13 protein-coding genes are annotated in these 12138 nt (G+C 36.9%); 7 read left to right on the plus strand and 6 right to left on the minus strand.

Going from position 1 to position 12138, the window contains the following annotated elements; genetic code table 11:
• Positions 1-79: 79 nt before the first annotated feature.
• Positions 80-547, minus strand: a complete 468-nt coding sequence (gene cdd / locus QOX03_RS07905) for a cytidine deaminase (RefSeq protein ID WP_283670699.1) — start codon at positions 545-547, stop codon at positions 80-82.
• A 95-nt stretch (positions 548-642) separates the two neighbouring features.
• Between cdd and QOX03_RS07910 the strand changes: the two genes are divergently transcribed.
• Both QOX03_RS07910 and QOX03_RS07915 read left to right on the plus strand, forming a co-directional pair.
• Complete coding sequence (locus QOX03_RS07910; RefSeq protein ID WP_283670700.1) at positions 643-2178, plus strand: YifB family Mg chelatase-like AAA ATPase; 1536 nt, start codon at positions 643-645, stop codon at positions 2176-2178.
• A 316-nt stretch (positions 2179-2494) separates the two neighbouring features.
• Positions 2495-3211, plus strand: a complete 717-nt coding sequence (locus QOX03_RS07915) for an SDR family oxidoreductase (protein ID WP_283670701.1) — start codon at positions 2495-2497, stop codon at positions 3209-3211.
• A 169-nt stretch (positions 3212-3380) separates the two neighbouring features.
• Here QOX03_RS07915 and QOX03_RS07920 read toward each other — a convergent pair whose 3' ends face one another.
• Positions 3381-4331 (minus strand): transketolase family protein, encoded by a 951-nt coding sequence (locus QOX03_RS07920; RefSeq protein ID WP_283670702.1) that lies wholly within the window; start codon positions 4329-4331, stop codon positions 3381-3383.
• A gap of 1 nt (position 4332) precedes the next feature.
• Positions 4333-5181: a transketolase gene (locus tag QOX03_RS07925; RefSeq protein WP_283670703.1), complete on the minus strand. Its 849-nt coding sequence runs from the start codon at positions 5179-5181 to the stop codon at positions 4333-4335.
• Between the two features lie 122 nt (positions 5182-5303).
• Here QOX03_RS07925 and QOX03_RS07930 point away from each other — a divergent pair, with 122 nt between their 5' ends.
• The 5 genes from QOX03_RS07930 to QOX03_RS07950 all read left to right on the plus strand — a co-directional run bounded on the left by QOX03_RS07930 (position 5304) and on the right by QOX03_RS07950 (position 9324).
• Positions 5304-5639, plus strand: coding sequence for a PadR family transcriptional regulator (locus QOX03_RS07930; protein ID WP_119057672.1), 336 nt, complete (start codon positions 5304-5306; stop codon positions 5637-5639).
• 3 nt (positions 5640-5642) lie between these two features.
• Entirely contained in the window at positions 5643-7232 is a 1590-nt protein-coding gene (locus tag QOX03_RS07935) for a PspC domain-containing protein (protein ID WP_283670704.1), read from the plus strand.
• A gap of 126 nt (positions 7233-7358) precedes the next feature.
• Positions 7359-7913, plus strand: coding sequence for a 1-acyl-sn-glycerol-3-phosphate acyltransferase (locus tag QOX03_RS07940; protein ID WP_245952924.1), 555 nt, complete (start codon positions 7359-7361; stop codon positions 7911-7913).
• Positions 7910-8329, plus strand: coding sequence for a PaaI family thioesterase (locus QOX03_RS07945; RefSeq protein ID WP_283670705.1), 420 nt, complete (start codon positions 7910-7912; stop codon positions 8327-8329). The genes QOX03_RS07940 and QOX03_RS07945 overlap by 4 nt, the downstream gene beginning before the upstream one ends.
• A gap of 8 nt (positions 8330-8337) precedes the next feature.
• A complete protein-coding gene (locus tag QOX03_RS07950) occupies positions 8338-9324 on the plus strand; it encodes an isochorismate synthase (RefSeq protein ID WP_283670706.1) in 987 nt (328 codons plus the stop codon).
• 69 nt (positions 9325-9393) lie between these two features.
• Here QOX03_RS07950 and QOX03_RS07955 read toward each other — a convergent pair whose 3' ends face one another.
• From QOX03_RS07955 to QOX03_RS07965, 3 genes are read right to left on the minus strand one after another with little or no spacing between them, the layout of a single operon-like run.
• Positions 9394-9711: a hypothetical protein gene (locus tag QOX03_RS07955; RefSeq protein ID WP_119059150.1), complete on the minus strand. Its 318-nt coding sequence runs from the start codon at positions 9709-9711 to the stop codon at positions 9394-9396.
• A gap of 6 nt (positions 9712-9717) precedes the next feature.
• The gene (locus QOX03_RS07960; protein WP_185124685.1) at positions 9718-10686 is read right to left on the minus strand and encodes a deoxyhypusine synthase family protein; all 969 of its coding nucleotides are present in this window, start codon (positions 10684-10686) and stop codon (positions 9718-9720) included.
• Positions 10687-10701: 15 nt separating this feature from the next.
• Complete coding sequence (locus tag QOX03_RS07965; protein WP_283670707.1) at positions 10702-12093, minus strand: type III PLP-dependent enzyme domain-containing protein; 1392 nt, start codon at positions 12091-12093, stop codon at positions 10702-10704.
• Positions 12094-12138 lie beyond the last annotated feature (45 nt).

Below are 12138 nucleotides of genomic sequence, written 5' to 3' on the forward strand. Positions count from 1 at the left end.
ATCAGACAGAATTTTGCCCGTTTAATATTCTCTTACAAAAATACAGTTTATCGCTCAAAAGAACAAAAAACTAAAAAAACTAAATTAATCTTGAGCTATCAAAGTAAAATGGAAGTAAATCCCCTGTACTTTCTACCCTAATAAATTTATTTTTTTCGCCTTGAAAAATAATTTCTATCGGCTGGTTTTGCTGAACTTCATATTCTAAAATACTTTGACGACAAGCACCGCAAGGTGCCACAGCCGAGTCGTCTTTTTCCCGATTGGTAAAAATAGCGATTTTTAATATTTTATCCTCAGGACAAAGTGCTTTCGCACTAAATACCGCTACCCGCTCAGCACATAAACCCGATGGATAGGCGGCATTTTCTTGATTATTTCCTGTTATAATTTCTCCATTTTCTAACAAGACTGCTGCTCCTACTTTAAATTTACTATAAGGTGCATATGCTTTTTCCATGCTTGATTTTGCTATTTCAATGATTTCTTGAGTTTTAGGGGTTAAATCCTCAAAAATTTCATTAAAAAATTTAATTTCTCTTTTCATAAATCACGCTGAATTTTTAAGTAAAGATAAGCAATCCTTTGCTTTCATTTTTTTTTATCTATTTCGATTTTATTATCTTGTGAAAAAAACTAAATATGCTGGTTAAAACTTACGGAAGTGCAATTTATGGTATTGATGCTTATCTGATTACTATTGAAGTCAATATTGATAAAGGGGCAGGTTATCATTTAGTCGGTTTGCCTGATAATGCTATTCGCGAAAGTTCTCACCGCATCAACACGGCGCTTAATAATGCTGGATACAAAGTTCCTAGAAAAAAGATTATCATAAATATGGCTCCAGCAGATGTGAGAAAAGAAGGCTCTGCCTATGACTTAACAATTGCTATGGGAATTTTAGCCGCTTCTGAACAAATTAAAGCTGATAATATTGGGAGCTATATTATTATGGGAGAACTCTCCCTCGATGGCAGCTTACTACCCATCAAAGGAGTTTTACCCATCGCTATCCAAGCACGTAAAGACGGGTTCAAAGGGATTATACTCCCGCAAGAAAACGCCAAAGAGGCTGCCGTCGTGAATAATTTAGAGGTTTACGCCGCAGAAAACATTTCACAAGTTATCGATTTTTTTGAAAAAAAGAAGGAGCTAAAATTAGTTGAATTCAATACTCGTGAAAAATTTTATGAAAGCTTACAAAATTTCCCCTTTGACTTTGCTGATGTCAAAGGTCAAGAAAATGTGAAGAGAGCACTTGAAATTGCTGCTGCTGGAGGCCACAATATCCTACTCATCGGCCCGCCAGGAAGTGGCAAAACCATGCTTGCTAAGAGAATCTCAAGTATTTTACCCCCATTAACTTTACACGAAGCGCTAGAAACCACCAAAATTCATTCCGTAGCAGGTAAATTATCCAAAAATTCAGCTTTGATGACCCACCGCCCTTTCACTTCACCACATCACACAACTTCTGATGTTGCCTTGGTAGGAGGCGGAAGTTATCCCCAACCAGGAGAAATTTCTTTGGCACACAATGGCGTCTTATTTTTAGACGAGCTACCTGAGTTCCAGCGTAGCGTATTAGAAGTTATGCGGCAACCGCTAGAAGACCGTGAAGTGACTATCGCCCGAGCTAAATTTACGGTCACTTACCCGGCAAGTTTTATGTTGGTCGCCTCGATGAATCCAAGCCCGAGCGGATTTTTCCCTGATGACCCGCAGAACACTTCTTCTCCAGCAGAAATGCAAAGGTATATGAATAAAATCAGTGGTCCTCTGCTCGACCGTATTGATTTACACATTGAGGTTACTCCAGTTCCTTTTGAGCATCTTTCAGCCGAACGAAACGGTGAAAAAAGTGAGGTCATTAGAGCTCGTGTGACCGAGGCTCGAAAACTACAAGAAATTCGCTTTCAAGATTTAGGACATGTGCATTACAATGCACAGATGGGGCCAAAGCAATTGGATGATTTCTGCCAGTTGGGGACTGATTCCATTGAACTCATCAAAAATGCTATGGAAAAACTAAATCTCTCGGCTCGTGCTTACGATCGAATTCTACGTGTCGCTCGAACTATTGCAGATCTAGACAAACAGCAAAATATTGCTACTCATCATTTGGCTGAAGCAATACAATATCGTAGCTTAGACCGTGAAGGTTTTTTAAGGTAACTCTTGGTGTATGGTGAAAGCAATATTAAAAATTTCAGACATTCAACCTATCAAAATGATGTGCAGTTTTAGATTTTAATTACTCCCTTGGGGCATTCCTCTTTTAGGTGAAGTGAATTCTTCTTTTATAATTTATGCATATAATTTATGCGACATTTAGAATTCTGAATCCCCTATAATCACACATTTGGTTGCTTTTTTCTTCCTAATTGATTCTCTTTAACTCTTGAACTTTCCATACAACAACTAAGTGCTAACAACCTGTAAAGAATTTTAGGTTTAATTTTTGTAGTTGATTTCAAAAATTTAATGATTTATGGAAAATTTGAAAGATAAAGTAGTTTACATCACAGGGGGAACTCACGGCATTGGTTTTGGCGTAGCCAAAGTTTTACTGTCTAAAGGTATGCGTGTTGCAATTTCTGGAAGAAGACAAGAGGATGCTGAGGAAGCTGCAAAAAAAATAACCAGCGATGAAAATCGGGTTCTTGGCGTTGCTTCTGATGTGACTGATTTTGAAAACGAGAAGACTGCTATTGCTAAAATTGTAGAAAAATTTGGCCAGCTGGATGTCGTTTTGGCTAATGCGGGCGTTGGCCATTTTGCTCCCATTTATGAATTGAAAAATGAAGATTGGAAACAGATGATTGATACAAATTTGACAGGAGCTTTCCATACACTGAAGGCAAGCTTTGAAGCCTTAAAAAAGTCTGAAGGCTATTACATTACGCTCGCTAGTTTAGCTGGAACTAATTTCTTCGAAAACGGGGCTGGTTATAATGCGTCTAAGTTTGGTGTAGTTGGATTTACACAGGCGGCAATGCTGGATTTACGCTCGCATAACATCAAAGTTTCCACTATTATGCCTGGCTCTGTAGCTTCACAGTTCAATAATCATGTGCCGAGTAGTTCTGATGATTGGAAAATTCAACCAGAAGACATTGGTGAATTGGTTTACGATTTATTGAAAATGCACCCTAGGACTCTTCCGAGCAAAATTGAAGTTCGCCCAACTCGACCAGATAAAAAATAATTTTTTAAGCCTTATAAAAAATAAATCAGCCGTTTTAAATTAAAGCGGCTGATTTTAATTAATATAAAGTTGAATTTCTTCATGGATTTTTAACCTAGAATAACGTAACGTCTTGTTTTTTACGACGTAAGATTTAATTCAAAGTAAATGGAAAATATATTACCACTCTTTACTTTCGTTTCAGAACTTTTTCAACTTTTTCAACAATATTTGTTTTGTCTATCCCGTATTTTTTCATCAATTCCATGGGAGTGGCACTTTCACCAAAACTATCATTTACGGCAACAAATTCCTGCGGAACAGGATGATTTTTAATTAAAAGCCTAGCAACACTCTCTCCCAATCCACCGAAAATATTATGCTCTTCTGCCGAGACTACACAACCTGTTTTCTCTACAGATTTTAAAATCAATTCATCATCCAAAGGTTTGATGGTATGGATGTTTAGAACTTCTGCTGAAATTCCTTTTTCTTCTAAAATAGCTTGTGCTTCGATAGCTTCCCAAACCAAATGCCCAGTTGCTACAATTGTCACATCATTTCCTTCTATCATTAGTTTCCCTTTACCTATCTCAAACTTCTCATCTTCTTTGGTGAAAATTGGCCAACTTGGTCTACCAAATCTCAAATACACTGGCCCATCAAATTCTGCAATTGCCATTGTTGCTATTTTGGTTTCGTTATAATCACAAGGGCAAATCACCGTCATCCCTGGGAGCATTTTCATCATCCCAATATCTTCTAAAACTTGGTGCGTAGCCCCGTCTTCACCCAAAGTCAGCCCAGCATGAGAGGCACAAATTTTTACATTTTTACCGCTATAAGCCACAGATTGGCGAATTTGGTCATAAACTCGGCTGGTCGAGAAGTTGGCAAATGTTCCTGTGAATGGGATTTTACCTGCAGTCGCTAATCCTGCTGCCATACCAATCATGTTAGCTTCAGCTATTCCTACTTGAAAAAATCGTTCGGGGAAGTTTTTTTCAAAATCATTCATCTTGAGTGAACCAGTTAAGTCTGCACACAAAGCCACAATATTGGGATTTTTTTTCGCGGCTTCTAACAGGCCATCTCCAAAGCCTGAACGTGTATCTTTTTTGTCTGTATATGTAAATTTCATTTTAATAATCGCTTAATTCTTCTAAAATATTTTGTTGTAAAGCTTTTTCTAGTTCGTCATCATTTGGAGCTTTCCCATGCCAAGCGTGCGTGCCCATCATATAATCTACCCCATGCCCCATTTCGGTATCTAGCAAAATTGCTACAGGTTTCCCTTTCCCTGTTTTAGCTTTAGCTGTATTTATCCCTTCATAAATAGCTTCCAAATCATTTCCTTTTTTCACATGAACTACATCCCACAAAAAAGCTTTGAGTTTAGCCTCTAAATCACCTAAATTCAACACATCTTTGGTATCTCCATCAATTTGCCGTCCATTGCGATCAATCGTCATGATGAGGTTATCAACCTTCTTTGCCCCTGCATACATCAGTGCTTCCCATATTTGCCCTTCTTGTAATTCACCATCACCTTGTAAAGTATAAACTAAATGCTGATCTCCGTCTAATTTCTTCGCCTGTGCTATACCTATAGCCACTGAAGTTCCCTGCCCCAAAGAGCCTGTCGCAATACGAATTCCTGGTAAACCCTCGTGAGTAGTAGGGTGACCTTGCAATCGGCTATTCAATCTCCTAAAAGTGGCTAATTCTGAAACTGGGAAAAAACCATTTCTAGCTAATACACTATAGAAAACTGGAGAAATATGCCCATTGGAAAGTATAAAGACATCTTCGTTTTTACCCTCCATTTTAAAATCAGTAGAGTAATCCATGATTTCGCCATAGAGCGTCACCAGAAATTCGGTGCACCCCAATGAACCGCCTGGGTGGCCACTGCTTACTCCATGCACCATGCGCAGAATATCTCTCCTCACCTGTGTGCATAGATTTTCTAAAGCCTTTTGATTTTCCATGAAAATAATTTTTCCCAAAAATAAGCATTTTCAAACTATTTTTTAAAGCTTTAAAAAAAATACAGTATTTTGCTTTGCATAGTACTATTTATATTTCATATATTTGCAAAAGAAAGTTCTATATGAAAATAAATTATGATATCGAAAAATCTCGAACTCAAATGCGAAAAGGCAGTTTAGAGCTCTGTATTCTCAGCATTATTCAGCGTAGTGATGCTTATGCGCCTGAAATAATAGAAGAACTCAAGCAAAATCAAATCATTGTGGTGGAAGGCACTATATACCCTCTACTGACGAGGTTGAAAAATAATGGCATTTTAGAATATCGCTGGGAAGAAAGCTCATCGGGGCCACCGCGTAAATATTATACGCTAACTTCTGATGGCGAAGAATTTCTAAATCAGCTAAAACAAACTTGGATTCAATTATCTCAAACCATTCAAAAAATTATACACTAAACTATGGACAAAACTCATAATATCAGTTTAGGCGGATTCGCCTTCATCATCGAAGAAAATGCGCTTTTTTCTTTGAAAAAATATTTGGACGAAATTAACTTGTATTTACAAAATGATACGGGAAAACAGGAAGTCATTAACGATATAGAATACCGAATGGCAGAAATTTTTGGCGAGCAACTCAAAAACAATCGCCAAGTCATCAATCTAGAGGACGTCAATCATATCAAAAAAACCTTGGGCGAGCCATCTCAGTTTGTTTTAGATGGTGATGAAAGTGAAACCAAAAAGCTTCCAAATCTTTTCCCTTTGCCCTCAAAAAAATTATACCGAGATTCCACTAACAAAAAATTAGGCGGTGTAGCAGCGGGCATTGCTCATTACTTTAGTATCGACCCAACTTGGGTACGAATTGGCTTGTTATGCTTACCATTTTTAGATTTTCTGTTTTTGGGGATCTCAACAATAAGCCTTGTTTTGGCTTATATTATTTTATGGATTGTAATTCCTGAGGCGAATACAACTGCTGAAAAGCTAGAAATGTACGGTGACCACGTAAATGTAGATTCACTAAGAAACTTTGACCGGACAGCTACTGATTCAAAAAAAAAATTAAATACTGAAGATGTTATTAAGCGTTTGCTCAAGCTGGGGCTAAAAATCGTAATTGGGCTCATTTCATTGTTTCTTTTGGCTGTAAGCATCACTTTAGCCGTTTCTGCAATAGCTCTTTTCGTAGGGGGATTTACTCTTTTTAGCACAAATTTCATAGGGTTTTCAATGTCAGATTTTTTACCTTTGGTATTTGATCACGATTGGGAAATCTGGCTGTTTTACCCATCTTTATTTCTCTTAATTTCATTACCAATTATTGGGTTAATCCTAGTATTTATCCGTATCATTTCTACTCGATTTCGTATTAAAAAAGAAGTATCTTACGCACTTGTAACTTTATTCTTCATTGCTCTCATCGGGTTTTCAGTTATTAGTATTTCAACGCTACGAGCTTTTCAGCGAGGAGCTTCCGTCACAGAATCTATAGATATTCAGACCTCACCTACCGAAATTTTAATGGTTGAGAACATCTCTCCTGCATCATCAGATGAGTTCGAGTTCTCCTTTGATTTTTCTACACTAGAATTTGTACCATCGTTGGATTCATTGGCACGAGTGGAAATTACAAAAACCGCTAAAGGGAAAAACTTAGCTTTGGCAAAAAAGCATGCTAACTTTAAAAGTTCTGTACGCACAAAACCCAATAAAATTCAATTTAAAGACAAAGTTTCTATCTATGATTTTGAAAAATGGCGTTTGCAAAACGAAAAAGTGACTATTGAAATTCCCGAAGGTCAAAAAATTCAATTCAGAAATGTTTCATATCTCACGGCTAAGCATCAATATACCCCTGTAGAAAATAATACGACTTATGTTTTTAAAAACAATCGGCTCTACACCGAAAAGGAATGGCAAAAAAATGGCGCTGAATTTTATTCTGACACTTTACAGCAAGACGTGCCTCTGGAGGATGAAATAAATAAAAACGACACCTACATTCCTAATGATGATGTATCCTTTGATTCTCAGTGGGATTAAAAGGCTGTTTAAATCTCATTTTTTTTTAAGGCTTAAAAAATTTTTTAAAAGATTAAATCTAAACAGGTTTTAGTAGAAACTAAAAAAATATGGGAATAAGCTTATCTTTGCAAAATGAAAAAAAGCATGGGTCAGCTTATTCTTTTTTTGATGGGCTGGAAACTAAATAACGGCATCAACCTTAAACAAATTCATAGCTGCGTATTAGTCTGCGCCCCACACACCTCTAACTGGGATTTTGTGGTAACCGTAGCTGCTTTTTGGAAAATGGGTATCCCGATGAAACTCTTCATCAAAGACGCTTGGACCAAGCCTTGGTACGGGTTCATCATCAAAGCCTTGGGCGGCATCGGCGTAAACCGCAAGCAACGCCAAAACCTCACTGATTATGCAGGGAACTTGCTAAGAAATAAATCTGAGCGACTCTACTTGGTCAACACGCCAGAGGGAACACGAAAATTTGCCGAAAAATGGAAAAAAGGCTTCTACTATATTGCCCAAAAGGGCGAGGTCCCGATTTTATTTGCTTACGCTGATTATGCAAAAAAAGAAGCAGGAATCAATGCCATGGCCGACCCTAAAATTCATACGCTTGAGCAAACACTCCAAATCGCAGAAGATTTTTATGAAAATATAGAAGCTAAATTCCCAGAAAAATTTAATAAAAAGATTCAATCATGAATTCAAAAAAAGATATTCTAAATCAAATTCAAGCTTTGAATAAAGATACCGTAATGGAAGTTTTTGACTTGAAATATACTGCTTTTGACGGTGAAAGTCTCTCGGCAGAACTTCCCGTCTCCCCCAAAGTGCACCAACCCTACGGCATCTTGCACGGTGGCATAAATGCAGTATTGGCTGAAACTGTAGGAAGCCTGCTATCTGCCTTACAATATTCGCCCGAAGATAAAAAGGGAGCGGTGGGCATCAACATTCAAGTCAACCACATCAAAGCTGTGAGAGAGGGAAAAGTTACCGCAAAGGCTTCATTTCTGAAGAAAGGGAAGTCGGTTGACTATATCGAAATAGAAATTAGAAATGATAAAAATGAACTAACGGCTCAGGCTACGATGACGAATAAAATTATCGATTTATAAACTTCACAATGGATTTAAAAAATCTTTCTTCTCCATACATCCTGTACCGCTTTCCTGATGAGGAAAATTTTGTTTTTGAAGAATTAACTATAGCTGATAAAAATGATTTCACATTTCAGATTCAATCTTTTAATCAAGAAAAAAATTATTTTTTTAAAGGCTTAAAAAATTTTGAGATTAACCCAAAAGATTTCCCATCAGAAAATTTAAATGAAATTTCTCAAGGCTTAAAAATTTTTGAATCACCGATTTTCACTTGGGAAATTTATCGAAATAAATGTGATTTTTTCATCCAAGAAATTCAGAAAGGCAGATTTGAAAAGTTAGTTCTAAGTCGAATTTTTAAAGGTCTGAAAAATCCAAATTTGGGGGAACTTTTTGCTAATTTGTCAAAAAAATACCCTAAAGCTTTGATTTATTTACTTCACTTGGGAGATGAAATCTGGTTGGGTGCCACGCCTGAACTTTTGCTTGAAATCAAAAACAATAAACTCCAAACCATGGCTTTGGCTGGAACTCGAAGCACCGAATACCCCCACCCTTGGACTGAAAAAGAGTTGTATGAACACCAAGTGGTGGTGGACTATATTTCTAAAGCTTTAGAAAATTTAAATCCTAAAGTTGAAGAAACTAAAACCATAACTCTCAATAATTTGCAACATTTGATGACGCCAATTTCTGCAAATTGGAGTGATGAAAGCGCTGTAGAGCACCTCATCTCTCGCCTCCATCCTACGCCTGCAGTTTGTGGTCTGCCTCAGCGAGAAGCTTTTGAATTCATCTTAGAAAATGAAGGCTACAACCGCTCTTTCTACACTGGGATTTTGGGCTTTAAAAATCAGACGAGTATAACTTATTTTGTGAATTTAAGATGTGCCCGAATCTCCCACTCGGGGATGGATGTTTTTGTAGGTGGGGGCATCACAGCGGCTAGCCAAGCCTTGGCTGAATGGGAGGAAACAGAGCTCAAAGCTAAAGTTTTGCTGGACTTTTAATTTAAAGTTTTCTAAGCTTTTTTTATTTAAAAAAGTAAGGCTGGGAAAAATTTCCAGCCTCGTTTTTGATTAATCTTCTAAGTCTTCTAAATCTGCTTCGGGTTCCTCAAAGCTTGGCTCATCTTCGTAGGAATAGTCATCATCGTCATCATCAAATTCTTCCATCACGATTTCTAAACGCTGACTGATTTTTACTAAATAGATGGTGTCTTCCGTTTCTACTTCTACGGCTTCTATGGTTTCTCCTTTAGCATTTTTGAATACAATCACGTCTTGATCTCCATAGCCATCAGGGAATTTTTCTACCAATAGACTTAAAATTTGATCATTCAGTTTCTTGAAATCTACAATTACTTTTTTCTTGTTAGATTGTTTTTTTCGATTCATAGTATATTATAGGTCTAGTAAATAAGCAAAAATTAATGGTGCTACAATGGTAGCATCAGATTCAATGATAAATTTTGGTGTATTGATGTCCAATTTCCCCCATGTGATTTTTTCGTTGGGTACTGCCCCTGAGTAGCTTCCGTAGGAAGTTGTGGAATCTGAAATTTGGCAGAAATAGCTCCAAAATGGTGTATCTGTTCTTTCTAAATCTTGGTAAAGCATAGGCACAACGCAAATAGGGAAATCTCCTGCAATTCCTCCCCCAATTTGGAAGAAACCAATGCCATTGTCTTTTGTATTATCGGTGTACCAATCGGCTAGAAATGTCATATATTCTATTCCTGATTTCATCGTAGTTGCTTTCAATTCTCCTTTGATTACATAGCTTGCAAAGATGTTGCCCATAGTACTGTCTTCCCAGCCTGGCACTACAATAGGCAGGTTTTTTTCTGCCGCGGCATACATCCAGCTATCTTTTAAATCTATCTCATAATATTCTTCTAAAACGCCTGAAAGTAACATTTTATACATAAATTCATGTGGGAAATAGCGTTCGCCTTTTTCTTCAGCATTTTTCCAAATTTTGTAAATATGTTTCTGCAATCGACGAAAAGCCTCTTCCTCTGGAATGCAAGTATCCGTCACTCGATTGAGCCCTACTTCTAGCAAGTCCCATTCCTCTTGGGGTGTTAAATCACGATAATTGGGCACTCTTTTGTAATGGCTGTGCGCCACTAAATTCATAATGTCTTCTTCTAAATTAGCGCCTGTACAAGAAATGATGTGTACTTTGTCTTGGCGAATCATTTCGGCAAAAATTTTACCTAATTCTGCTGTACTCATCGCTCCTGCTAAACTCACCAACATTTTGTTGCCTTGGTTGAGTTGTTCTTCATAAGCTTTTGCTGCATCGACTAAACTCGCTGCATTAAAATGTAAATAGTACTTTTGTATAAAATCACTGATTGCTCCCATTTTTAATATTTTTTTTTAATAACCTAAAATTTTTAAAAAATCATCTGCATTCTGCTGTGGTGCAAATAATTTTGTTATGATTTCTCCTTTTTCATTTTTATCAATTAAGATATGCTTGGGCTTTGGAATCAAGCAATGCTGCAAGCCACCAAAGCCACCAATCGTGTCTTGATATGCCCCTGTATTGAAAAAGCCAATATACAAAGGTTTTTCTTTTTTGAACTTGGGCAAAAATATAGCATTCAAGTTCTGCTCACTATTATAGTAGTCATCGCTATCGCAAGTCAACCCGCCTAGCAATACTCGCTCATATTCATCATTCCAGCGGTTGATGGCCAACATTACAAATCTTTTACTAATCGCCCAGCTATCAGGCAAAGTCGTGATAAAAGAAGAATCAATCATGTTCCATTTCTCTCTATCGTTCTGGTGTTTTTGATAAAGAATTTCGTAAATCGCTCCACCACTCTCGCCTACGGTAAAACTACCAAACTCCGTGAAAATATGTGGAACATCTACCCCAGCATTCTCACAATATAAGTTAATTTGATTCACAATTTCATCAACCATATAAGCATAATCATAAGTGAAATGTAAAGAGTTTTTTATAGGAAACCCACCACCAATGTTCAGGCTATCTAAGCTTGGGCATATTTTTTTTAAGTTGACATAAACCTTCAAGCACTTAATTAATTCACTCCAGTAGTAAGCTGTATCTCTAATCCCTGTATTGATGAAAAAATGAAGCATTTTAAGTTCCACTTGGGGGTCATCTTTGATTTCCTTTTTGTAAAACGGAACAATATCTCGGTAGCCAATCCCCAATCGAGAGGTATAAAACTCAAATTTTGGCTCTTCTTCTGATGCAATTCTGATTCCTACTTGGAATTTATCTTCGATGGAATCTTTCAGTAAACTGACTTCCTCATAATTATCTATAATCGGTAAACAACGCCTGTGCCCGTTATTCATCAGCCGAGCAATGTTTTCCACATACTGATCTCTTTTAAACCCATTGCAAATCACCCAATTATCGCTCGTCAACCTTCCACTTTCTAGAAGTTTCTCCACAATATTAATGTCTACCGCCGAGCTAGTTTCGATATGAATATCATTTTTTAAAGCTTCATTCAAAACGAAAGAAAAGTGTGAACTTTTAGTACAATAGCAATAATTGTAAGTAGCCTTGTACTGATGCTTTTCTATCGCTTCTGCAAACCATTTTTTAGCTTTTTGGATATTTTCTGAAATTTTGGGTAAATAATTAAATTTTAACGGAGAACCATATTCTTGGACTAAACCCATCAAATCTATCCCGTGGAATTGCAGCGCATGATCTTTTAGCGTAAATTCCTCTTGTGGAAAATAATACGTTTGGTCAATTAAATCGTGATATTTTAATTTCATCAATTACATTTGCTTAATATGTTGCAATGTTAATTAAAATTTTTA

Origin of the sequence: Candidatus Ornithobacterium hominis, assembly GCF_951229915.1 — a bacterium.
Classification (GTDB): Bacteria; Bacteroidota; Bacteroidia; order Flavobacteriales; family Weeksellaceae; genus Ornithobacterium; species Ornithobacterium hominis.

What these genes read in the sequence shown, in the direction of transcription:
- cdd (WP_283670699.1), bottom strand. Translation starts at nt 547, where the DNA reads ATGAAAAGAGAAATTAAATTTTTTAATGAAATTTTTGAGGATTTAACC.
- QOX03_RS07910 (WP_283670700.1), top strand. Translation starts at nt 643, where the DNA reads ATGCTGGTTAAAACTTACGGAAGTGCAATTTATGGTATTGATGCTTAT.
- QOX03_RS07915 (WP_283670701.1), top strand. Translation starts at nt 2,495, where the DNA reads ATGGAAAATTTGAAAGATAAAGTAGTTTACATCACAGGGGGAACTCAC.
- QOX03_RS07920 (WP_283670702.1), bottom strand. Translation starts at nt 4,331, where the DNA reads ATGAAATTTACATATACAGACAAAAAAGATACACGTTCAGGCTTTGGA.
- QOX03_RS07925 (WP_283670703.1), bottom strand. Translation starts at nt 5,181, where the DNA reads ATGGAAAATCAAAAGGCTTTAGAAAATCTATGCACACAGGTGAGGAGA.
- QOX03_RS07930 (WP_119057672.1), top strand. Translation starts at nt 5,304, where the DNA reads ATGAAAATAAATTATGATATCGAAAAATCTCGAACTCAAATGCGAAAA.
- QOX03_RS07935 (WP_283670704.1), top strand. Translation starts at nt 5,643, where the DNA reads ATGGACAAAACTCATAATATCAGTTTAGGCGGATTCGCCTTCATCATC.
- QOX03_RS07940 (WP_245952924.1), top strand. Translation starts at nt 7,359, where the DNA reads ATGGGTCAGCTTATTCTTTTTTTGATGGGCTGGAAACTAAATAACGGC.
- QOX03_RS07945 (WP_283670705.1), top strand. Translation starts at nt 7,910, where the DNA reads ATGAATTCAAAAAAAGATATTCTAAATCAAATTCAAGCTTTGAATAAA.
- QOX03_RS07950 (WP_283670706.1), top strand. Translation starts at nt 8,338, where the DNA reads ATGGATTTAAAAAATCTTTCTTCTCCATACATCCTGTACCGCTTTCCT.
- QOX03_RS07955 (WP_119059150.1), bottom strand. Translation starts at nt 9,711, where the DNA reads ATGAATCGAAAAAAACAATCTAACAAGAAAAAAGTAATTGTAGATTTC.
- QOX03_RS07960 (WP_185124685.1), bottom strand. Translation starts at nt 10,686, where the DNA reads ATGGGAGCAATCAGTGATTTTATACAAAAGTACTATTTACATTTTAAT.
- QOX03_RS07965 (WP_283670707.1), bottom strand. Translation starts at nt 12,093, where the DNA reads ATGAAATTAAAATATCACGATTTAATTGACCAAACGTATTATTTTCCA.